The organism is Paenibacillus sp. FSL P4-0184, from assembly GCF_038004625.1.
GTDB lineage: Bacteria > Bacillota > Bacilli > Paenibacillales > Paenibacillaceae > Paenibacillus_AQ.
The window spans coordinates 2,952,850-2,977,188 of record NZ_JBBORN010000001.1 but is presented as its reverse complement, the minus strand read 5'-3'; the positions used below and the strand labels follow the sequence as shown (position 1 = coordinate 2,977,188).

Below are 24,339 nucleotides of genomic sequence, written 5' to 3'. Positions count from 1 at the left end.
TAAACATAAAAGGCTGCGCATCCCTCAGGGACAACGCAGCCTTTTATGCGTTCGTCTGCCTTAAAGGATGGGCTAGAACTCATCAAATTCATAACTGATTCTCTTTATTGTACAATTAGACAACTGAAAACATGCGCTTTGGGAAACCTCAAGTGATAAGGCTTCCTGTCTTGTAAGCCCCGCGTATACTCCCCGTAGAATTCTACTTGTTAATCCATGTGTAACCGCAATGACCCGCGGAGTGGAGGACAAGCTATCCAGCCAGTCTGTGACACGCTCCTGAACCACTTCATAGCTCTCTCCATCTGGTGAACGAAAATACCAATCATACATAGTCGTATCTTCAAGACTATTTGGCCAGCCCTGCTCAATTTCCTTGAGCGTTAGCCCTGACCAAGAACCAACGGAAACTTCACTTAACCTAGAATCCGTTTCTATTTCATTGAAATCATAACCTAAGATTTCACACAAAATTTGTGTGCTTTGCAGCGCTCTCCCAAGTGGACTTGAAATCACCTTCCATTCGGAGGGATGCTCCACCGAATAACGAAGCAGCCTACCCATTTGTCTGACTTGATCCATTCCATGCTCAGTCAGAGGTGAGTCCAATTGGCCTTGGTAACGACCTTGCGTATTAAACTCGGTCTCCCCATGCCGCATAATAAAAATAGTTCTGTCCACATGCTTCACCTACCGTTACCTTTTCAAAATCGAAATTATAAAGACAGCTACCCTAATCCTATCAGGATTAGAGTAGCTGCTTAACGGGTTCCTTCCGCATAACGGAAAGTAAATATTATACTTCTACAGGATACATGCGTTGGCGCATTTCCTTAATTTCAGGATTCTCTAAATACTCATCGTAAGTCATCGTGCGATCAATTACACCTGTAGGTGTGATCTCGATGATACGGTTAGCAATCGTTTGGATGAACTGATGGTCATGGGAAGTAAAGAGAATAGTCCCGTCAAAATCAATCAGTCCGTTATTCAGTGCCGTAATGGATTCCAGATCCAAGTGATTGGTAGGCTCATCGAATACAAGCACGTTCGCACCGTTCAGCATCATCTTCGCCAACATACAGCGAACCTTCTCGCCCCCGGACAATACACTCGCTTTCTTCAGTGCTTCTTCTCCGGCGAACAGCATCCGTCCAAGGAATCCACGCAGGAACGTCTCATCCTGATCTTTAGAATACTGACGCAGCCATTCTACGAGATTCAAGTCCACGCCATCGAAATAGCTGGAGTTGTCTTTTGGGAAATAAGCTTGAGTTGTAGTGACGCCCCACGCATATTCACCCGCATCCGCTTCCTGCTCACCCATGATCACATCAAATAGAAGTGATTTAGGCTGGGAGTAAGGACCCACGAAAGCAATCTTATCACCTTTGTTAACTACAAAGCTGATTTCATCAAGAACCTTCTCACCTTCAACCGATTTGGTCAATCCGCTGATCGTCAGAAGCTGCTTACCTGCTTCACGTTCAGGTTTGAAGTTGAGGAACGGATATTTACGGTTAGATGGACGAATGTCATCCAACGTAATTTTCTCGAGTTGTTTCTTACGAGAAGTCGCCTGTTTAGACTTGGAAGCATTGGCCGAGAAACGCTGAATAAAGGCTTGCAGTTCCTTGATCTTGTCTTCCTTCTTCTTGTTCGAATCACGCTGTAAAGCTTGAGCAAGCTGACTGGACTCGTACCAGAAGTCGTAGTTACCAACGTACATCTGGATTTTGCCAAAATCAATATCCGCAATATGCGTACATACTTTGTTCAGGAAGTGACGGTCATGGGATACGACGATAACAGTACCTTCATAGTCCATAAGGAAGTTCTCTAACCAGCCAATCGATTCTAGATCCAAGTGGTTGGTAGGCTCATCGAGCAGGAGGTTGTTTGGACGGCCAAACAAGGCTTGTGCCAAGAGTACCCGTACCTTCTCATTGCCGCTCAGTTCGGCCATTTTCTTATCATGCAGTTCACGCATAATGCCAAGACCGATCAGCATAGCCGCCGCATCTGGCTCTGCATCCCAGCCATTAAGTTCTGCAAATTCGCCTTCAAGCTCACCGGCACGTAGACCATCTGCTTCCGTGAAATCAGATTTCGCATAAAGCGCGTCCTTTTCTTTCATGATTTCATAAAGACGAGTGTGACCCATAATTACTGTTTCAAGTACTGGGAATTCATCGTACTCGAAATGATTCTGCTTCAGAACTGCAAGGCGTTCACCTGGTGTTATATGAACATCACCCGTGTTCGCTTCAATCTCCCCAGACAGAATTTTCAGAAAGGTTGATTTACCAGCACCATTGGCACCAATCAAACCATAGCAGTTACCAGGGGTGAATTTTATGTTTACATCTTCGAAGAGAGCGCGTTTTCCGTAGCGGAGTGTTACGCCGCTTGTGCTAATCATTACGCATTACCATCCTTTTCACTTTAGGGTTTCGGCTCATTATAGCATAAAATCAGTGCAAAAATCCCGTGAAATAGGCATTTAAGCTGATCTCTCTCCTACGAAACTTATTCCAACTGTTTTACGGCGACAACTTTTAAGGAGGAATTTTTTCAATTATTCCCCAGATGTGCGATTCTCCTTTTGTACGACCAGTGTTTCTCCATAACCGAGTGTACGAATTCTTTCCTCCGAAATCGCGTGTTTAACTCGGGCGTTCTCCATGCGATCCAGTGCTTCCCGGGCGGTATCATCAGCAAGTCTGAAGGTACCGTAATGCATCGGAATCATGGTCTCCGCCCCTACATCTAGGAAAGCTTGAATGGCTTCCTCAGGATTTACATGCTGAGAGGTCATGAACCATTCCGGTTCATAGGCCCCAATCGGCATAAGCGCGATATCGATCTTATAACGACTTCCGATCTCCTTAAAGCCAGGAAAATAACCGCTGTCCCCAGCGAAATAAAGATTCGGAGAAGACTTCTGATTTCCGGAATCAGCGGGCTCCAAGATGTACCCACCCCAATGAGAAGTATTCGTATCCCATGGCGTTCTCCGCGTCCAGTGCTGGGTAGGCACAAACCTAAGCTTGATCTTACCTAGCTTAATCTCCTGCCACCATTCCATTTCCACACAGTTGTGGAACCCTTTGCGAAGCATTTTTCGCTTCAGACCAACAGGAACTACAAGCGTTGTCCCTGCCCGATATAATTTGCGGATAGAGGCGATATGCAAATGGTCATAATGAGAGTGCGAAATCAGAATCAGGTCAATCGGTGGCACTTCGCTAAGTGGAATCCCAGGTTGTCCCAGTCTTTTCTCAAAGCCCAGCCTTCTCGCCCAGATGGGATCTGTAATGATATTCATCCCTTCATATTGAAGAAAAAATGTTGAATGCCCAATCCACGTAATGGTAGACTCCAATCGATTCTCAGACAGATAAGATAATCTGGGCGGCGTATTCGGTACAACATATGAATAGTCCTTCTTCTTGCGCCGACGCTCCTCACGCCACTGGCGAAATTCCTTTAATGATTTATCGGTACTTACATTATCGACGTTATGGTAACGAGTTTTAGGCATACAACACCTCTTCAACAGAAGTTTACCGAGCAATCCTAGCTTTAGCGAATATACTACAACTATATTGAACAGCAGCGTATTTTGCAAAATATACAAATAGCATGATAAAGGTTCGCCCTTTTATTCATCACAATTGCAGACTTTAGCGAAATAATAGAAGAGTTCTTTTGGTTTCACGCCAGAAATGAGATAATATGTGTATAAAGTATGGCGGTGCATATACCGTTCAAGGGGGAGCTACGTATGAAGATTACTTTTATTGAACCGACTCCAAGTCCAAATACGATGAAGCTACATTTGGACGAAAGTTTAGAACCCGGAATTCGCAGAACCTATACTCCAGAAAGTGAGCGTTCCGCACCTGCTTGGGCACGTGAAATGTTAACGATACCGGGCGTTATTAGCATTTATCATGCTGCTGACTTCGCAGCACTTGAGCGCAAAGGCAATGCCGATTGGGCAGCCATTCTAAGAGAAGTTCAAAGCCGCTTCGCTAACAGCGAAGGTGTAACTGGAGATTGGAGCCTAGCTGACGAGAATGCCGGTGCTCATTTTGGGGAAGCGCAGGTCTTCGTCCAATTGTTCCGCGGAATTCCGATGCAAATCCGCGTCAAAACGGGCGCGAATGAAGAGCGCATATCCTTAGCTAACCGCTTTACTAAAGCGGTTATGGATGTGGCTAGCGCCGTGATGATTAAAGAGCGCAAGCTCACCGATTACGGCGTGCGTTATGGCGAGCCCGCGGACATTGCGCGCGAGGTCGAGCAAGAGATCGAGGCAGCGTATCCGCAGGAACGCCTCGACTCCCTCGTGCAGCAAGCCATTGCGCACGGAGCCGAAGGTGAGTTCGTCGAACAGAGACGAACTCGCACACAGGATGAGCTGCTGCGAGACCTGAAGCATGAGGATTGGCGCGTGCGCTACGCCGCGCTAGAGGATCTTACGCCGACGGCGGAGCTCCTGCCGGAGCTTAAGGCGGCGCTACACGATCCCAAGCTGCATATTCGCAGGCTTGCGGTCGTGTATCTAGGCGACCTTCGCACGCCTGAGGCGATGGAGCTGCTCTATGAGGCGATGGCTGACAGCGCCCCAGCCGTAAGACGTACGGCTGGCGATACGCTATCCGACATCGGCGATCCTGCCGCCACGCCAGTGATGACGGCGGCGCTAACAGATAAGAGCAAGCTTGTCCGCTGGCGCGCAGCTCGTTTTCTCTATGAAGTTGGCACATCCGAAGCTCAAGATGCGCTCACACTTGCAGCAGATGATCCAGAGTTCGAGGTTGGCCTTCAGGCCAAGATGGCTTTGGAGCGTATCGCCTCAGGTGAAGCCGCAGCAGGCACCGTATGGCAGCAGATGTCAGAACGCCGTCGTAATTAACATGGAAGTACCTGATTTTGTCATTGCTTTGAGCAGTAAACTTGCTTTATACTAATTCCTGTTGTTTATAAATGAATGAAGTAAAGATAGCCTCGTCATACTAAGATGAGGTAGAGGTCGCGGATATAAAGAGTACGCGTGTGGAGACGTTAGAGCCGTCTATGAATCACGCCGAAAGGAATATCCGCCGAAGCTTGCGCTGTAGCTCTTACAGCGGTGCAGGCTGGGGCCGTTGCCGAAAGGCACGGAACTGTCACATTGTACAGCCTGCGTAAGTAGCAGACTGCAGTGTGTTGCGCTATCTTCACAGGGAGTATGATGCGGAGCTGTATAGATGGAAGCCGCAGACATAGTTTGCGGCTTCTTTGCGTTTACAGAATTTGTATGTTTCGTACAGTCATCCATAACCTTCTGGAAATCACGAAGTATACCTCCCGCCTTGCGGGAGTCAGCAGCTCAGCACTCCCCGTTCATGAACAGTAAGATTAGATCATAAGGAGTGTCATATTCATGCAGGGCAATCAGCAAAACCCAGCGCAAGGCAACATAAATCAGCCAGCGCTAAAAAAATCGTTCAAAGCAAGACATTTGACCATGATCGCACTTGGCGGATCTATTGGTACGGGTCTGTTTCTAGCCAGTGGCGGCGCGATCGCTTCAGCAGGACCTGGTGGAGCGCTTCTAGCTTACACGGCAGTGGGTGTAATGGTTTATTTTCTAATGACTAGTCTTGGGGAGCTCGCCACCTATTTACCGGACTCCGGGTCCTTCAGTACCTACGGCACTCGTTTCGTCAGCCCCGCCTTTGGCTTCGCCATCGGCTGGAACTTCTGGTATAACTGGGCGGTTACGATTGCAGCAGAGCTATCAGCGGCTACCGTCATCATTAAATATTGGTTCCCGGACAGCCCTTCCTTTCTCTGGAGTCTGGTGTTCCTACTGCTGATGTTCGGCCTAAACTTCCTATCTGCTCGTGGCTACGGGGAATCAGAATATTGGTTTGCCATTATCAAAATCATTACCGTTATCGCCTTCCTCGTTGTCGGTGTCCTCATGATATTCGGCATTATGGGTGGAGAAGCCGTAGGCTTCAGTAACTTCCAAATCGGGGGCAGCTCCTTCCACGGTGGCTTCTTCGCCTTCGTCGGGGTCTTTATGGCAGCCGGATTCTCCTTCCAGGGTACCGAGCTAATCGGCGTTGCTGCTGGTGAGAGCGAGAACCCACGTCGCAACGTCCCAATTGCGATCCGCCAAGTATTCTGGCGTATATTAATCTTTTATATCCTTGCTATATTTGTAATCGGAATGTTGATTCCTTATACGAATCCAGATCTTCTGCGTGGAGGCATCGATGACATCGGAGTCAGTCCGTTTACGATCGTGTTCAATAAAGCCGGGCTTGCAATTGCTGCATCCGTAATGAATGCCGTCATTCTCAGCTCTGTACTGTCGGCAGGGAACTCTGGAATGTATGCTTCCACCCGTGTCCTGTATGCAATGGCTAAGGATGGCATGGCTCCGCGCGCACTGGGCAAGCTCAATCGCCGTGGTGTCCCTGTTGGCGCTTTGCTAGTAACTACGGCTGTCGGAATGCTCGCCTTTCTCGCTTCATTCTTTGGTGACGGTGCCGTATATAACTGGCTACTGAACGCCTCTGGTATGTGCGGATTTATTAACTGGTTGGGTATTGCGGTCTGCCATTACCGTTTTAGACGTGCTTTTATAGCACAAGGGCATTCGCTAGATGAACTACCTTACCGAGCTAGATGGTTCCCATTCGGACCTATCTTTGCCTTAGGACTTTGTATTGTAGCTATTCTCGGTCAGAATATGGGCGCCTTCTCAGGTGGAAATATCGACTGGTATGGTATCGCCGTTTCCTATATCAGCTTGCCGCTGTTTGTCTTGATCTGGGTCGGCTATCGCTGGTTCCGGAAGAGTAATATTATTCCTTTGGATAAATGCGACCTAAGTACTCACCCAGAATAAAATAGACCCAAAAGTAACTTTGAGCAACCTGAGTGGTAAGATATTGTTAAAATGCAAATGAAGGAGCTAAGCAGTCTGTAGACGCTTAGCTCCTTCATTTTTGGCGTTCCCTGCAGCAAAGCTAGTTGAGAGGAATTAGGGAAAATATCCCTAAAAGTAGATGGAAAGCTCTTTAAATGAATGGAATTAGGGAATTCCTCCCTAATAATTGGGTGAATTCTATATTCACCACCGAATAGGGTGAATTACAGGGAGGAATTCCCTGATTATTAGTCTTAAGAGCTGAAATCGCTGAATTTTAGGGATATTTTCCCCAATTGTTAATCGGTAGTAATCCAGTTTGTAGGCATCAATGAAGTAACACACAAAGAGACTCACAAATAAGAAGCATTAAAAATCAAGGAATATCCCGCAGCCATTCAGGCTTCTGGGATATTCCTTTTATTATATAAATCTATTCCCAAGTCACAAACACTTTGAGATCGCCCGTATTGTCAAAAGCAGAACTGGAGTAAGATACATCCTCTAGTCCAAGCTTATATAGCTCCTGCAGGTCATTCTTAAGCTTGGTCCCACTCCCTTGATAACGGAATAAAATAGACACCTCACCGGAGGCAATTGCCTTATTTGCTAGCCGTGTCAGATCTCCTACCGAACGTACAATTAGCTCCTCGGCATATAGCTCATAATTGAGATCCTTCTGAAGCTGTTTATAGACAGCCGCATTCTGTCCTCCACGCTCCACAAGCGCAGACAAGGTCTTATGATAGCCTACAGAAGCTGCCGGATAAGACTTCGTCCAGCTATGGTCCTGACGCATCTGCGCATCCGTTCTCAAGTAGTATGCTGTGCTAACCACATCTGCCTTATCAGGGGTCGGGTCATCCCAAGTCGTGTCGAGATGATACCACCGTCCATCTAACAGCACAAGATTCCAGGCATGCAACTGGCTACGTCCTCCAGGCTGTTTGGCTGTACCCTCAACGATTTTATTCGTGAATCCAGCCTCCTTTAACAGCTTATAGGTCAACAGCGAATACCCTTGGCAAACGGCGCTGCCACTCTTCAATCCTTCATAAGCCGTATATTTACGATACGAAGTGTCATACTTCAGATGAAGCACAACCCAATCGTGGATAGCCTTCACCTTCTGATGATTGTTCATGCCCGGCGTTATGATCTTCTTCAGCGCAGCCTTCACTTCTTTGTTTACAAAAGCCGTCTGCTCCAGCGTCTCCAAATATTTCACTTCCACCGTAACTTTTACAGAGCTTGCGCTTCCTCGATAAGTATATCCGTAGCTGTCTATAATGTAATACAAATAAGGGTCACTAGCCATCGCTTGATCCAGAGCCGCTTGTATTTTCGTTTTCAAATTTGAAGCTTTGCTCTCATAAGTAAAAGTAATGGTCTCCCTGCGGTTGTTCATTGCACCCGTTAGCTTCTGCGCTACTTCATTTACAGAACGAAGGGTGGGTGAACTCGAAGCCGCATAAGCATGACCCCAGCCCCAATAAATCATCGGTGGAATAGCAGCGAATATAATCACTCCTCCCAGAATGATCTTTACTAATGTGAAGCGTTTTTTCCACATATATATTCCGTTCCTCCGGCTCCTATAGACTTGTAATGAACCCTACCATTTAATAGATAATGAGCGTTTAGGCAAAAAAAGACTGCTCCCTGTAGAATAATTCTACTCTGAGAACAGCCTATATGCTAGAACGATGTGTTTTATTCGCTTTGCGGTGTAATGATATAGGTCTCTCCTATTACGGTTTCAAATTCCATCTCTATCCCTTTTTGTGAACCATCGGAACTTTGAATGAGCAAAGGCTGGTGACTGTAAATTCTGCATATTTGTCCATGCGTCGAGGTCAGTTCCGCCTTCATTAAGCGTCCCTCACGCCATTCTATATTTATGATAAAGCCGCCTCGGGCTACCAAACCTTTCACACTGCCTTCAGACCATTCTTCTGGAAGAGCAGGCAATAATTCAAGCCCTTCCTGATGACTCTGCAAGAGCATCTCAGCAACGCCGGCCGTAGTTCCGAAGTTACCGTCAATCTGAAATGGAGGGTGATTACCGAATAAATTCGGCAGACTTGAATCTTGCAAAATACGACGTAAACAGCTATACGCACTCTCTCCATCCTTCAAACGCGCATATAGATTAAGTAGCCAGGCTGCACTCCAGCCCGTGTGTCCGCCCCCGCCTTCCAAGCGCTTCTTAAGCGATAACGCTGCCGCCTCCGCTAGCTCTGGTGTGGAGGAAGGACTAATTACATTTCCAGGATATAAATCATACAAATGAGAGACATGGCGGTGCCCAGGCTCTTGTTCAGTAAAATCCTCATTCCATTCACGAATACGTCCGTCCGGTGCAATCCCAGGATGAGCGAGTCGTTCCTGTTTCTGGCGTAGCTCCTGCCTCAGCTGGGCATCGGTATTCAAAATCTCAGCAGCCTGAATGCAATGCTTGAACAGCTCAGCGATCAGCGATAAATCCATAGCTGAGCCAGCTGAAACACTGCATGGCGTGCCATCAGCAGTCAAGAATACATTCTCCGGTGAGGTAGACAGACCCGTTGTCCATCTTCCATCAGGCAGCTCTACCAGCCAATCCAGACAAAATAACGCGGCTCCCTTTAACAAAGGATAAGCTGTGTTTGTCAAATATTCCTCATCTGGACGGAAAGCGTAACGCTCCCACAATTGGCGAGAGAGCCAAACTCCTCCCATTGGCCAAAATGCCCACATCGCCTTGCCGTCTGACGGAGACGTCATACGCCACAAATCTGTATTATGATGCACCGTCCAGCCACGTGCGCCATAATGAATATTTGCTGTACGGCTGCCAGCCACACTAATCTCCGTAATAAAATCGATTAGAGGTTCATGGCATTCACCCAACCCGCATAACTCGGCTGGCCAATAATTCATTTCAGTGTTTATATTAGTCGTATAATTGCTGTTCCATGGCGGCTGAAGATAGGGATTCCAGATCCCTTGCAGATTCAGAGCTTGCGTCCCCGGTCGTGAGCCAGCAATCATCAGGTAGCGGCCATACTGGAACAGCAGCGCTTCTAGTGCAGAATCTGCCTGCCCCTCCTGGTACCGTGCTAGTCGTTCATCCGTGGGAAGCTCTATCCGGGAGGACGAAGGTGCAAGCGTCAACTCCACGCGGCGGAACAAGGACTGATGATCCTCTAGATGGCGCTGCTTCAGCTCTGCATATCCATTAGAGGACAAAGCCAATTGCTCTAGGCACAACTCCGAAGGCAGCTTACCGCCGCTTCCTGGCATCCGGTCATACCCGACAAAATCGGTTGCTGCAGCTAGGCGGATCGTAATGGAGCGCGCACCTGAAACCGACAACATGCCGTTCTCAGCATTACATTTGCCGCCATCTGTACGGATCTCCATTGCAGCGGCAAAACTTATGCCAAGCCCCTCTTCGTATAATACGGCACGCGGATGATCTCCTACATAATTATCAGCCACATGCGATGGAGCACGACCGGTCATCATCAGCGCGCCATCCGGAGTGATCTCTAGTCGGAAAGGATGCGGTGAAGTCAGAGCCACTGAGAAATCCGGCAAAATACCCAGCTCTTCTTTCCCCTCTGCACGGATATGAATGACTATAAGTTCATCTGGTCTGGTGGCCAAAACTTCGCGCACAATCCTTACATCCCCAGCAGTATAGGATACCGTAGCAAGCGCTTGATCCAAATCAAGCTCCCTCTGATAATCCTCTACAGGACCACCAAGATTGAACTTCATTCGCAAGTCTCCGAGCGGTTGATAGGATTCAGTCCGTCTGCCTAACATCTTGGAATCTACCAGTGATTCCGCTTCCTTGTATTTCCCCTCTGCCACTAATTGTTTGGCCGGAGTCAAATGACGCAGCGCCTCATAATTAGCTGTATCCCGCGGAAATCCCGACCACAAGGTGTCTTCATTTAGTTGAATTAGTTCTTCTTCCGTTCCGCCAAAGATCATACCGCCCAAACGGCCGTTACCCACGGGCAGTGCCTCTTCCCATACAGCTGCCGGCTGCTTATACCAGAGCTTATGCCGCCTAGTGTTCTTTCTTTCTCCCACGTATATTCCTCCTATCCTGTAATTACAGATGAAAACAAATCGGCGGGAAGCCCGGACTTTCGTTCGGACTTCCCGCCATCTTCATGCTTTTATTTTATTAGCCGTGTTTCAGGAATAATTACTCATTCCAAAGTTTCACGCGTTGTTTAACCAGCTCTTCACGTAAATCTTCAGCTTTCGTTACACCAGCTTTATCGAGTTCAGCCATGTAAGCATCCCAAACTTTGTCGAAATCAGCTGGTTTGGACAAGATGGCTTCAGGAATCCGTTTCCAACTGATATCCTTCAGCTTGTTATCGAGAACGACAATTTCGCTATCCCCAGGAATCGTGATGTTCCATGCCGCGCCCCAAGGTTTAACTTTGAATTCATCTTCATTTGGGAAGAGGTCTTTCCAAGTTGTTGCTTTATAAGCAGCAAGTGTTTCTTTTTCAACTGCATTGTAGCCTACTGTTACTTGCTCAGGGAAACGAGTTGTATAGTAGTTTCCAGTTGGATCCAATACGCCGTCACCATAGTGAGCGCTAAGCAGAGCGTAGTTTGATCCGACATTGCCAAGTCCTGTTTCTTTTTGGAAATTGGTAGTGTCGTTATATTTACGGTTGTTCACATCTTCAGGAATGACGCGTTTGCCGTCAACTACGTTGTAATGCTTGCCTTCGATACCCCAGTTAACCAATACTTGACCTTCATCGGAAGCTAAGTAGTCCAAGAATTTAATTGCACGTACCGGATCTTTAGCATCTACGCTGATCCCAATGCCGTTACCACCCATAAAGCCTGTAGGCCAGAAGGAAGTTTCTTTGTACTCTTCAGACAGGGTTACTGGATAGTGTCCGTATCCTTGATCAAGCTTACCTTCAGCTTTCAATGCTCTTTCTCCATCGCCATAACCCCAGTCTTGGTCGATCAAACCAATAACACGGCCGGTAGCGATTTTAGCTTTGTACTGATCATACTTTTGAACGAAGCTTTCCGGGTCAAGCAATCCGATATCGTTCATATGGTTGAGCCAGCGGAAATATTCTTTCTCAGCAGGACGACGGAAGTGATAAGTTACTTCTTGTGTGTCGATATCGATTGCATATTCACCATCATCAGGAGAGCCTGTAGTAGTGAATGCTGGGTTAGTTACTGTAATGTACATGTACCAATCATCTGCATTTAGGGTCAGACCGATGTTTTTGTTACCATTTTCATCGGTTGGATGTTTTTCCAGGTAAGCCTTAATTACGTTCTCATAATCTTGGACAGTTTTAATTGCAGGATATCCCGCTTCTTTAACAGCACGGTGCTGTAGTTCAAATCCGCCGCCAGCATCAAAGTATTTGTTATCCACACCTGCATACGTAGGGATAGCATAGATCGCGTGGTCATCGTCACTGTAGCGTGAGCGTTTCATGCCTTCTTCGCCTAATACTTTTTTGATGTTCGGAGCATATTTTTCAATCAGATCTGTCAGATCAAGCATTGCGCCTGCATCCACCAGCTTGCTTACGTCGGTCTTGGCACTGATCAGATCCGGATAATCACCGCTTGCTGCGATCAACGCTACTTTCTGAGCAGGGTCACCAACCGCGTATTCAGCATTCAAGGTAACTCCTGTTTTTTCCGTAATCACTTTACCTACTTCATCTTGCATGCCTGTCCAGTTCGGGTTAGGGTCAGCACTGAAGAAAGTCATCGTGAGCGGAGAAGTATCCTCAACCGCATTGGCCGAATTAGCCGCGTTCCCTTTATTTGTTGCATTTCCAGCTGCATCCCCAGCTGCGTTATTGCCGTTGTTTCCACCACAACCTGCGAGCATGCCGAGCATCATAATAGAAGTAAGTGTAAGTGCCGTTGCTTTAGCTTTTATTTTTCTATTATTCCCCATTACATAAACCCTCCTTAAAATTGTTTATCTATCGTATCACAGATAAATCCTGTTAATACTTATCCCAAAACTTCCCACAAGAAAAGAAAACGGATACAAAACACTCTTAAAGCTTAGGGGAGACTATGCTCCCCTGTTAGCTGTGATTAGCTCTTCACAGCGCCAAGTGTCATACCTTGAACAAAATATTTCTGAATGAACGGGTACACCAACAAAATTGGCACGGTTACGACAATCGTAATCGCCATCTTGATAGACTCTGGTGAGACCTGATTCGAAGCTAGAGAAGCAATGTTGGAGCGGTAATCGCCACCATTACCACTGGTTGTACTCTGCAGAACCTTCATCAGTTCATATTGCAATGTCGTCAGATGAGGGCTTGAACCATTATACAAATACGTATCAAACCATGCATTCCATTGACCTACCGCTAGGAACAGTGCGATTGTTGCTAGGGCTGGCTTCATCAGCGGCAGGATGACACGCCAGTAAATGGTAAAATCATTCGCTCCATCCAGCTTCGCCGATTCCTGCAGTGCATACGGCAGGCCGTCAATGAAGGAGCGGATGACGAAGACGTTAAAGGCACTAACCAGTCCAGGTAATACATAGACTGCAAAGCTGTTCATCATATGGAGATCCTTGATCAGCATGTATATTGGAATCATTCCTCCAGAGATATACATGGTCATCGCCAAGAATGTGGAGACGAACTTGCGGCCTGCAAAATCAGGACGGCTGATCGTAAATGCTAGCATCGAGGCACTGATCAGACCGAACAAAGTACCGACGACTGTCCGCAAAGCGGATATTTTAAACCCGGTGATCAGCCCTGCGAAACTGAAGATTTTTAAGTAATTGTCCCAGGTAAATTCCCGAGGATAAATGGTGATGCCGCCGCGCACACTATCCACTGAATCATTCAGCGAGATAGCAAGCACATTCAGAAACGGATAGATCGTGATTACAACCACGAACAGTATTACAAAGTACACTATGAAGTCAAAGATCCGGTCTGACCACGACTTTCCGGTGATAGCTGTGTTTCCCACTGTAACGCTCTCCTTTCATGAAAAGGGCAATATTGCAGCCACGATTGGTAGAAGGGCCTTCTGTGTTACAGAAGGCTCTCTTTAGTTGTACGCTTGAAGATTCCATTAATCGTAAACAGCAGGATTACACTGATCACTGAGTTGAATATATTGATCGCGGTACCGTAGGAATATCTCGCCATGCCTAGTCCGTATTTCAGAGAGTACAGATCCAGCACCTGAGAGTAGTCGGTAACGAGGTTGTTTCCAAGCAAGAATTGCTTCTCAAAGCCGATATTCAGCAAATTACCAATCGACATAATGAGTAGCACTGTAATGGTCGGCCGGATACCTGGAAGGGTAATATGCCATACCTGGCGGAGCCTGCTGGCACCGTCTACTCGGGCCGCTTCGTACAGTTCAGGTCCAATACCCGAGATAGCCGCAAGGTAGATAATCGCATTCCATCCGGTTTCTTTCCACACATCTGATAAAGTAACGATTCCCCAGAAGAGATGGCCCTGAGCCATGAACTGGATAGGTGAGTCTATAAATCCAATTGTTAACAAGAGATCGTTTACAAGACCATTTTCACTAGATAGCATTTTAGTTACAATTCCCGCTGCAACCACCCATGATACAAAGTGAGGCAAATACGAGACGGTCTGAGCAAAACGTTTAAAAAATCCAAGACGCAATTCATTGAGCAATATTGCAAACGTTATCGGAAAGATAAAGCCTGCGACCAAGCCCATTCCGCTCATCGCCAGCGTATTACGCAGCGCCAGAAGAAATTGCGAGTCACTGAACAATGTCTTAAAGTGTTCAAAACCTACCCATTCTTGTTCAAAAAAGCCACGTGCGGGCTTGTACTTTTGAAAAGCCATCGTCCAGCCCCATAATGGGAGATAACTGAAGACGAATGCCCAGATTACAAAAGGTATCGACATCATCCACAAATACTTTTGATTCTTAAAGCTTCTCCAAAACCGTCCTCCTGAAGCAGGCTTTTTGTTGCGCATTCGGGTGTCCGGCGGGATTTGAGCAGTTACTGTGTCCGCTTTCATAAAGCCCCTCCTCTCTATGCCTTAATTCTAAAACTTTGTAAGCGATTGCAGTACCCTATAAATTCGACTTAAAATCAGGTGAAAATTAGAGATTTTTGTCCGGGGTGAATTCTCATTTCGCTCCTCGACACAGGGGGGCTAATGCTGCTGGCGTCTGCATTATTCTTTGAATTGGACTCCTAAAAACACTTTGCTTGCTGGATATTAGTCACTACGAGGAATATTTGGGCTTCCGATCGCTTGCTTCTTCGAATTTTTCAACTAGGCTTCTGGTAACCAGCCACTACGAGGAATTTTTGGACTTCCGATCGCTGTTATCCTCAGATTTCCTGATTTAAACCGCTTCTCGCGGTAGAAATCTGAGGATAGCATATGCTTTCGAAGCTAGCTTTTCTACGAAAAGCTTTCGGGCGAACGCTCCGCTTCTACAGTTCCAAATATTCCTCTTCGTTCTTCTACCAGTCGCCCTTTTAAAATTAGAAGATTTCAACGCTTCTACAGTTCCAAAAATTCCTCTTCGCTCCTTTACCAGCAGATGTTTAGAACCCCGATTCTAAAGAAAATGCATTAGCCCTCCACCCGCATAAGCTTAAGCAGGTGTCTATTTAACTGCATTAATACTTCACCACGTACAATTGGTGGGAGTAGGGAAAACAAAAAAAAGACCCGTGGACTGAAGTTCAGAAAACCACCTGAACTCAGCCACGGGTATAACAGACAAGACAAGAATACCACACCATCCTTAGATGCTTTTTCGATAAGAAGTTGGTGAGATTCCTACATATTTACGGAACTTAGCGTTGAAATAATCAGGGTTCATATATCCTACCTTCTCGGCCACCTCGTATACTTTCATACCTTGCGTCAGAAATTCCTTAGCCTTCTCAATCCGAACTTTATCCACGTACGTATTGAAGTATTCTCCTGTGGTGTTCTTGAACATTTTACCGAGGTAAGCGCTGTTGTAGCAGAATAACTCGGATAAGGTCTCCAGCTTTAGGTTCTCATTGTAGCGACGGTTGATTATTTCTGTGATCTTCTTAATTTCATTTCCACGCCCACTGGTCATCTGGCCCGCAATTTCTTCGAGAAATGAGACAGCCTGATCCTGCAAATCAGACAAATAATAACTTTGATAAAGCTCACCTATTGGAGGGGAATGCTCTGCTGCATAGGTGCGAATTTCCGGATACGTAGGCTCCAGACGAGCCAGAACAGTACTAAGGAGTCTCACAAAGGTCTCTTTAATTCGCAATTCGTTGCTGCCCGCAGATACAAGTTCAGCACAGATAGTCAGCACTATCGGTCGAATCGCGCCAAGACTTCCTGTCTCTACCGCAAGCAGCAGACGACTCTCTGTCTCTTGCGCGTCTTCACTTTCCTCCCTCATCTCCATCAGAAATCCCGAAGGATCTGTACTGATGATGATCCCCTTTTTGAAGAAGAAGGAGCGTCTTAACAGTTCACGTGCTGAATTAAACGATTCTCCCGCCATTTCAGGTCGAGGTACTACTCCCCCCGCTACTGCAATGAAGTCGTAACCCCTTGGTTCTATCACTGCAGATAATCCCTTATATAATTCTTCCCGCTTGCTCGCGCTCTGGTCCGGATCCTTCATGAGAATGCCCAAATACTGTGACAATGTAAAGAATGATGCATTAGGATGATTACTAAAATGCTGTTCCATTACTGTTTTGATTCCCCGGAGATCCTCATCATTTGCACCAGCTGTTTTTCTTAATTCAATGAGAATGACTTCATAATTCCCCTGATCAAGTCCTATCGCATCCACATGTCTGCTAAGGTCCTCCTCCAGTTCTTCCTCTGAGGTTGGCTGCAGAAGCGCTCGGAGTAAAGTTTCCCTATTGCGAGCGGGCTCCTCCTCATTCCAGTCACTGAACCGCTGCTCCTGCTCGATCGTTTCATGTAGCTGTTCCAGACATACGATCATTTCATCCTCATCCACTGGCTTCAGCAAATAGCCGTCGATCCGATAACCAATCGCCCGCTTAGCATATTCAAAATCAGCATGTCCACTCAAAATGAGCACATGACTTTCTGAGCCTTCTTTGCGAAGCTCACTAATCATTTCCAGACCATCCATTCCAGGCATACGAATATCAGCAACGATCAGCTCCGGGTAGAAGGTATGATACTTTTCAAGTGCTTGCAAGCCATTAGCTGCTGTAGCTACCACCGTATAACCGAGCTTCTCCCATGGGATCAGACTTCGAAGTCCTTCCCGTAGCTTCGGCTCATCATCGACAATCATCACTTTTATCATAGATTGTTGTCCTCCATTGGTATGCAGAAGAAAATAACCGTTCCTACATTAGGTCTACTTTCAATCGTTAGCCCATATTCTGCGCCGTAGGATAGTTTTAGCCGGTCATGTACATTACGAAGTCCAATTCGCTCACCTTCACGCTCTTCCTTACGCTCAAGCGTGTTCAGTAATTCCTCCAGCTGAATTGGAGATATTCCTACTCCGTTATCTGTAATCGTAAATTTAGCATGATCCCCAACTTTTACAACTTCCACCGTCACAAATGCACCTTCCATCTTATTATCCAGTCCGTGGATTACTGCGTTCTCAACAAGTGGCTGAATAAGAAGCGGGGGCATATAAAGAGATTCAACGGCAGGGTCTACAGTAAATTGATATTTCAACCTCTCCTCATAACGGAATTGCTGAATATCCAAGTAACAACGTACCACTTCTAATTCCTGACTAAGCAAAATTTTACTTCGGCCTACCTCCAGGTTACTGCGCATCATTTTACCTAGAAGACGTACCACACGGGCAATTTCCACTTGCCCCTTCATGTGAGCTTCCATCCGAATCGCTTCTAGTGCATTGAATAAGAAATGCGGGTTAATCTGGCTGGCCAGCATTTTGAATCGTATATCATTTTGTTTCTGTTCCAGCAGACTATTCTGAGCATTGGATTCCTGTACCTCATACATCAAATCATTAATGCTGCGTACCATGGAATTGAATTGACGAGCTAACAGGGCGATTTCATCCTTGCCATCAATCTTTAATGTAGTATCAAAATCCCCAGTACTGACTCGGTTAATATGTCTGCTTAAATGCAGCAATCGTCGCGAAAACAACGAGGAGAAGCTATATATAATTAAAAAGGCCAATAGAACACTTATCGCAACCACAGTAATCGAAAGCTTAATTACTTGATTAGGTTCTTTAACTATACTTTCAATCGAAAAAACAGATATAATTCGTAGTGCATTTCGGCTGGCTTGTGGTTTAAGCTCCTCGATCACAATTTTGGAAGCTTCACCATCTACTACTGCTTCATAGCTTCCACTTCCCTGCCCCAAGAGCTTCGTGTCAAAAGAAACATCCACCAGCTTTTTACCTGTCCGATCTTTCCGGTTCGCTGCAATGATATTGTCTTGATCATCGACGATCATGGTATCAAAAGATTCCTGGCTTAGAATGGATGCAAGCTGCTGACTGTTCACATTAATAACGAGTACACCGATCTTACTGGAGCCCTCCAGCTCGATTTTGCGGACAAGACTTAAATAATTCCGCTTATCACGCTCATCTTCGATATATTCCCAACCGACAAGACTATCGTACCGCTGTGCTCTCTGATACCACTGGCTCTCCTTAATCTCAGGTGAAGGATTGATCAGCTCCCAGTTATTAAGCAGCGTAGCGTTGTCAGTGTATAAGCGAATGTTGGATATATCTTTATACAACCTTAGATACTCACGCATATCCGAATAATCGCGGTAAGCTTCCACCACATCGTAAGTGCTAACATACTGACGTATGGCAAGTCTCTTCAACCGTGCATCATTGCTCAAGCGATATGCGATATCTTGAGATACACCGATGACTTCTTCCGTTCTTTTCTTTACCCGATCTACGTTGATTGAAGCTTGTTCCAGTGCGCTCTGAAACGCCATGGTCCTCATCTCAAACGTAAGATAACCGCCTACCAGTAATACCGGAAGTAACGTAGTAAGTAAAAAAGCAAGCAACAGCTTATTGCGGATTTTGATGTCATTCAACAGCTTAACAATCCATTGGAACATGGCCTTCCGCCCCCCGAAACCTTCACTATCTCATGCAGAGTTTAACGCTGCCCTGGAGATACCCCATACTTTACAGAAGAAAAATAGGAACGGCAACAACTTCGAATACAGCCTATCCTCAGATCAATAAACGAGATGGTCATAAAAAGGTCCTTCGCCATATGCGAAAGACCTTTTTTATCAGACATATCAAGCATAAACCCTTCGGCGTCCTTAATTATTGGCGGTACGCTGCCAGCTTGTTATTCAGTTCACGGGTCTGACCGTAGACTTCCTGATAGAGGTTAAATAAGCCGTCATAGATTGCCGCTTGCTTCGGATCCGGTTTATATACATCCGCAGGACGGATGAAAGCTTCTGCACATGCACTAAGTGATGTGAACCAGCCACTACCGTAAGCTGCCAACATCGCTGCTCCCATAGCCGGACCTTGCTCACTTTCAAGCTTCACGATGGATGCATTGAAAATATCTGCTTGCATCTGGAGCCATGCCTCATTTTTAGCCCCGCCACCGATCGCAATGATTTCTGTAATCTCTTTGCCTGAATCACGTACAATCTCGATAGATTCACGTAGCGAAAAGGTAATGCCTTCTAATACGGAACGTGTAAAATGTGTCAACGTATGCCCTGAATCCATACCAATAAAGCTTCCGCGAATATTCGCATCTGGATGAGGTGTACGTTCCCCTACGATATAAGGTGTAAAGAGCAGTCCGCCGCTACCCGCTGGAATGGAAGCTACTCCACTTAGCAATTCATCAAAGCTTTTGTCTGACGCAAAGGTTTCTTTGAACCATGTAAGGCTATGACCAGCCGCTAGAGTAACGCCCATGATATAGTAGGCATCTTTTTCACCATGGTTGAAGAAATGAACTTTGCCTTCGAGATTTAAGTCTTTGTTGCTCTCATAGGAAAGAACTACACCAGATGTACCAATACTGCACATCGTCCGGCCTTCACCAAGGACACCTGCTCCAAGAGCCCCGCATGCATTATCCGCACCACCAGCAAATACCTTTGTTGAAGATAAAAGACCGGACGCTTCCGCAATATCCGGCAATAACGTTCCTGTCTGTTCAAAGGACTCTACCAGTCTAGGACAAAGGGAAAGCGGCAGTTCAAAAGCTTCAGCAATTTCAGCACTCCACGTTTTAGAACCTACATCTAATAGAAGCGTTCCTGCAGCATCGGAATAATCCATCGCATAATCACCGGTCAACCGGAGACGCACATAATCTTTTGGCAACAGGAACTGATACGCTTGTGATAATACCTCAGGTTCATTCTCTTGTACCCATAGAATTTTAGGAAGTGTGAAGCCTTCCAGTGCACGGTTTCTAGCAACCTCAATAAGCTTTGCTCCGAGCGTCTTCTCTATTCTTCTGCACTGTGCAGTAGTACGAGTATCATTCCAAAGAATGGCCGGACGAAGCACTTGCCCTTCCTTATCCACTAGTACCAATCCGTGCATTTGCCCGGAGAAGCTAAGACCATCAACTTGTGATGGGTCTATGCCCGATACTTCAATCAGACGACGAAGACTGACCAGCGTGCCTTTTACCCAGTCCTCAGGATTTTGTTCGCTCCAGTTCGGCTGCGGTCTGCTTAGCGGGTAGGACTCGGAATGCTCAAAAGCCACCTTGCCCTGTGGGTCCACTAGAACAGTCTTCACTGCGCTAGTGCCCAAATCTACACCTATAACGTATTTCATTGTTGACCTCCTAAAAGTTTTATGGAGCTTAGCTACTTGATTCTCTTCGCAATAAAACTCACTTCGTAAGCATCCGCTTAGTTTTTACTACAAAAAGGGGGCTGCCGAAGAATGCTCTCTTCAGCAACCCCCGTTGCATTTGTTCAAACTGGATTCAAAGCCTAAGCTTCAAGCTCCCTGTAAAGACTACTCTGCCAAGATGTATTGGTTAAGGGTAGCTCTCAGGTATTCTTGACGTCCGGATTGGTTAGGGCGTGGGTTCTCATTGTTCAAAGCATATTCAGCCAAGGAAGCCAGAGTTGCTTTGCCGGATACGATGTCCGCACCAACGCCTTCATTGAAGCTGCTGTAACGTTTTTCAACGAAATCTTCGAATACGCGATCTTCGATCAATTTAGCAGCTACTTTCAAGCCTTTTGCATAAGTATCCATACCAGCGATATGTGCTAGGAACAGATCCTCAGGCTCAAAGGAAGGACGACGTACTTTAGAGTCAAAGTTGATTCCGCCTTTGCCAAGACCATCATTCTTGAGTACTTCATACAGTGTAAGTGTTGCATCGTAGATGTTAACTGGGAATTCATCTGTATCCCATCCGAGCAATGTATCACCTTGGTTAGCATCAAGCGATCCGAGCATGCCGTTGATACGAGCTACACGAAGCTCATGTTCAAAAGTATGACCTGCAAGCGTAGCATGGTTAGCTTCAAGGTTCAGCTTGAAGTGCTTGTCGAGGTTGTATTTTTGTAAGAAAGAGATCGTTGTTGCTGCATCGAAATCATATTGATGTTTCGTAGGCTCTTTTGGTTTAGGCTCGATCAGGAATTGACCGTCAAAGCCGATTTCCTTAGCGTAATCTACAGCCATGCTGAACAGACGAGCAATGTTGTCTTGTTCAAGACCCATATCTGTATTCAGCAATTCTTCGTAACCCTCACGACCGCCCCAGAATACATAGTTGCTAGCACCCAGACGTTTACCAACTTCCAGACCTTTCTTCACTTGTGCTGCTGCATGTGCGAAAACATCAGCGTTAGGTGTAGAACCTGCACCGTGCATGTAACGTGGGTTAGTGAACATATTAGCTGTATTCCACAACAATTTCTTGCCGGAAGTCTTCATGCCTTGATCAAGGATATCAACGATGGTGTCGATGTTGCTGTAGAATTCACGCAAAGATGCGCCTTCTGGTGCGATGTCTACATCATGGAAGCAGAAGTAAGGGAGATCCATCTTGTCCATAAATTCAAATGCTGCTTCAGCGCGAGCCTTAGCTTTGTCCAGACCGTTCAATTTGTTCCAGCTGCGAATTGCTGTTTCAGCGCCAAACGGATCAGAACCGCCAGCAGTTAATGTATGCCAATAAGCCATTGCAAATTTCAGATGTTCTTCCATAGTTTTGCCGGCTACGACTTCTTTAGGATTGTAAAATTTAAATGCGAAAGGGTTGGTGGAACGGCTTCCCTCGTAAGAGATTTTGTTCACTGTCTCAAAATAAGCCATTGTGTAATCCTCCTCAATTTGTGCTTCGCCCGCAAGCGTTTACAGGATCATCTTAACACATCTTTCGGACTTTGTATATTGGTTAAACAAAGTTTTGATAAGTTTTTTATGTCCATTTTTTGGGCCCCTGTCTAGCCTCCTCTCTCCTCTTCTCAAATATAGGAGATCCCTGTTGGAAAGTTTCCTCTTGACGCTATGTATTGCAATTTGCAGCACATCACTCTAGACTAAGTGGCATACAACAAATGGGAACTATGCCAAGCTAAAACGCCTTTAGCGTCCTTTTAAGGACGGTAAGCGTTTATGCGAGAATTATAAGGAGAAAGTATACCGTGAAGCTTATACTTTCTTATAATTTAAGAAGGATGTGTGATTTGTGAAGGTTACTGGAGACCAAGCGCTGGTCAAAAAAATAAATAAATCGATTGTACTACATACCATTCGAAGACACTCTCCACTCTCGCGCGCGAAGGTCTCAGAGATGACCGGACTGAATAAAGCTACTGTGTCCAATTTGGTAGCTGAGCTGTGCACGCAAGAACTGGTAACTGAAGTCGGACCTGGGGAATCAAGCGGTGGCCGCAAACCGTTAATGCTGCATTTTAACACGATGGCTGGTAGTGTAATCGGCATAGAATTACGGGTAAAGCAGCTAACAGCGGTCTTATGTGATCTGAGCGGGGGCATTCTTTACGAAAGCGATTTCTCCTTAGAAAACCATGATTTTCCTTACGTTCTGGAACAAATGAAAAAACTTATCTCAGGCTTGATTATCAACGCTCCAGAATCCCCTTACGGCATCGTCGGCATCGGAGTAGGTGTCCCCGGGATGGTGGATGAAAATGGTGTTGTACTCTTCGCTCCCAACCTTGGCTGGGAAATGGTCGAGCTGCGAGCGATACTCGAAGCTGAATTTTCCGTTCCTGTCACCATTGATAACGAAGCGAACGCGGGTGCACAGGGTGAACTCAACTTTGGAGCGGCACGAGAGGTAAGGCATCTCCTTTACATCAGTGCGGGATCAGGGATTGGATCTGGAATTATTATTGGTGGAGAGTTATACAAGGGTGCAAGAGGATATGCCGGCGAAACCGGACATATGACGATTGAAGCACAAGGCAAGCCTTGCAGTTGCGGGAGTCGTGGCTGTTGGGAGTTATATGCCTCTGAGAAAACTTATGATAATCCCGATCTCTCCCTCCCTGCCCATACTACGCCAGAGCTGGTTCGCTATGCAGCCGGCGGGCAAGAAGACGCCCTACATCAATTCTCAACGATGGGTGAATATCTCGGTATCGGGGTGACCAATCTAATCAATAGCTTCAATCCAGAGCTTATTGTGATCGGTGGGGCATTGTCTGAGGCTGAAGAATGGCTAGGCGAACCGCTGCGCCGGGTTGTAGCTGAGCGTACTCTTCCTTACCATAAGCAGCAACTCGAAATTACATTCTCTAAGCTCGGCAGCCGTGGAACGATGATCGGCGCAGGTTTCTCTGCTGTTATGCATTTCCTGGGCGATATTCGGGTGACCCTATAATCCATAACGGTAAGCGAAGCGTTTATGTGAGAAATATAAGAATAATTTATAGCGTGGAACATATACATTCTTATATTTTGAAATAATTGACGTAAAATTGACGCATTTGAGTGAATCAAAAGTGCAGTAAAAAGAACAGAAATCCTATATAATAAAGGTCAAGCTAGTGTGATATTTATCACTACAACCCCTTTTTTGAAATGGAGAGCGAGTCCATGACCTATGTTGATACGTCTGATATCTCGGCACAGATGTTCATCACTGTGTTGCTTTTTCTGCTCATTATTGCCCCTTTGATCAGCCTCGGCGTGCTCCGTTTTTTTCAAGCTAAAAAGAAATCAGGATTTATTCTTATTGGCAGCGGCGCTGCTGTATACGTGCTATTTCAGCTCATTACATCTTTCACTCAAACCTAAACTCTACTTCTAGATCTACTTTCATAAAAATAGTCTGCGCACAGATGCGTCAGACTATTTTTTGTATGCTTAAAGCTCGCAAGCATTTTATACTTTCTTATATTTCA

The 24,339-nt window shown here is 46.0% G+C and carries 16 protein-coding genes and 1 riboswitch; of the genes, 4 read left to right on the top strand and 12 right to left on the bottom strand.

Annotated features, from left to right (window positions below):
* Window positions 1–72: 72 nt before the first annotated feature.
* The 3 genes from MKY52_RS12975 to MKY52_RS12965 form a co-directional block, all read right to left on the bottom strand.
* Window positions 73–681, bottom strand: coding sequence for a histidine phosphatase family protein (locus MKY52_RS12975; protein ID WP_076285588.1), 609 nt, complete (start codon window positions 679–681; stop codon window positions 73–75).
* Between the two features lie 115 nt (window positions 682–796).
* On the bottom strand, window positions 797–2,422 hold the full coding sequence (locus tag MKY52_RS12970) for an ABC-F family ATP-binding cassette domain-containing protein (RefSeq protein WP_042131056.1): 1,626 nt from the start codon (window positions 2,420–2,422) through the stop codon (window positions 797–799).
* A 156-nt stretch (window positions 2,423–2,578) separates the two neighbouring features.
* Window positions 2,579–3,544: an MBL fold metallo-hydrolase gene (locus MKY52_RS12965; protein ID WP_341051638.1), complete on the bottom strand. Its 966-nt coding sequence runs from the start codon at window positions 3,542–3,544 to the stop codon at window positions 2,579–2,581.
* A gap of 243 nt (window positions 3,545–3,787) precedes the next feature.
* On the opposite strand from MKY52_RS12965, the gene MKY52_RS12960 reads away from it, so the two are divergent.
* Together MKY52_RS12960 and MKY52_RS12955 are read left to right on the top strand one after the other, a co-directional pair.
* Window positions 3,788–4,924, top strand: coding sequence for a virulence factor (locus MKY52_RS12960; protein ID WP_042191874.1), 1,137 nt, complete (start codon window positions 3,788–3,790; stop codon window positions 4,922–4,924).
* Window positions 4,925–5,027: 103 nt separating this feature from the next.
* A riboswitch (Lysine riboswitch) is annotated at window positions 5,028–5,233 on the top strand.
* A gap of 201 nt (window positions 5,234–5,434) precedes the next feature.
* The gene (locus tag MKY52_RS12955) at window positions 5,435–6,913 is read left to right on the top strand and encodes an amino acid permease (RefSeq protein ID WP_042131059.1); all 1,479 of its coding nucleotides are present in this window, start codon (window positions 5,435–5,437) and stop codon (window positions 6,911–6,913) included.
* A gap of 454 nt (window positions 6,914–7,367) precedes the next feature.
* Here MKY52_RS12955 and MKY52_RS12950 read toward each other — a convergent pair whose 3' ends face one another.
* From MKY52_RS12950 to xylA, 9 genes are all read right to left on the bottom strand, one after another.
* Entirely contained in the window at window positions 7,368–8,507 is a 1,140-nt protein-coding gene (locus tag MKY52_RS12950) for a transglutaminase domain-containing protein (RefSeq protein WP_341051637.1), read from the bottom strand.
* 140 nt (window positions 8,508–8,647) lie between these two features.
* Window positions 8,648–11,020, bottom strand: coding sequence for a glycoside hydrolase family 95 protein (locus tag MKY52_RS12945; protein WP_341051636.1), 2,373 nt, complete (start codon window positions 11,018–11,020; stop codon window positions 8,648–8,650).
* 118 nt (window positions 11,021–11,138) lie between these two features.
* Complete coding sequence (locus MKY52_RS12940) at window positions 11,139–12,896, bottom strand: ABC transporter substrate-binding protein (RefSeq protein WP_076285489.1); 1,758 nt, start codon at window positions 12,894–12,896, stop codon at window positions 11,139–11,141.
* Between the two features lie 146 nt (window positions 12,897–13,042).
* A complete protein-coding gene (locus MKY52_RS12935) occupies window positions 13,043–13,948 on the bottom strand; it encodes a carbohydrate ABC transporter permease (protein WP_042191881.1) in 906 nt (301 codons plus the stop codon).
* A gap of 65 nt (window positions 13,949–14,013) precedes the next feature.
* Complete coding sequence (locus MKY52_RS12930) at window positions 14,014–14,949, bottom strand: ABC transporter permease (protein ID WP_256716397.1); 936 nt, start codon at window positions 14,947–14,949, stop codon at window positions 14,014–14,016.
* Between the two features lie 787 nt (window positions 14,950–15,736).
* Entirely contained in the window at window positions 15,737–17,278 is a 1,542-nt protein-coding gene (locus tag MKY52_RS12925; RefSeq protein ID WP_341051635.1) for a response regulator transcription factor, read from the bottom strand.
* The gene (locus MKY52_RS12920) at window positions 17,275–19,062 is read right to left on the bottom strand and encodes a sensor histidine kinase (RefSeq protein ID WP_341051634.1); all 1,788 of its coding nucleotides are present in this window, start codon (window positions 19,060–19,062) and stop codon (window positions 17,275–17,277) included. The genes MKY52_RS12925 and MKY52_RS12920 overlap by 4 nt, the downstream gene beginning before the upstream one ends.
* Window positions 19,063–19,279: 217 nt before the next feature.
* Window positions 19,280–20,776 (bottom strand): xylulokinase, encoded by a 1,497-nt coding sequence (xylB, locus tag MKY52_RS12915; protein ID WP_341051633.1) that lies wholly within the window; start codon window positions 20,774–20,776, stop codon window positions 19,280–19,282.
* 186 nt (window positions 20,777–20,962) lie between these two features.
* Window positions 20,963–22,279, bottom strand: coding sequence for a xylose isomerase (gene xylA / locus MKY52_RS12910; protein WP_341051632.1), 1,317 nt, complete (start codon window positions 22,277–22,279; stop codon window positions 20,963–20,965).
* A gap of 376 nt (window positions 22,280–22,655) precedes the next feature.
* Here xylA and MKY52_RS12905 point away from each other — a divergent pair, with 376 nt between their 5' ends.
* The gene (locus tag MKY52_RS12905) at window positions 22,656–23,816 is read left to right on the top strand and encodes an ROK family transcriptional regulator (RefSeq protein WP_341051631.1); all 1,161 of its coding nucleotides are present in this window, start codon (window positions 22,656–22,658) and stop codon (window positions 23,814–23,816) included.
* Between the two features lie 215 nt (window positions 23,817–24,031).
* A complete protein-coding gene (locus MKY52_RS12900; RefSeq protein ID WP_042191897.1) occupies window positions 24,032–24,232 on the top strand; it encodes a hypothetical protein in 201 nt (66 codons plus the stop codon).
* Window positions 24,233–24,339: the final 107 nt, after the last annotated feature.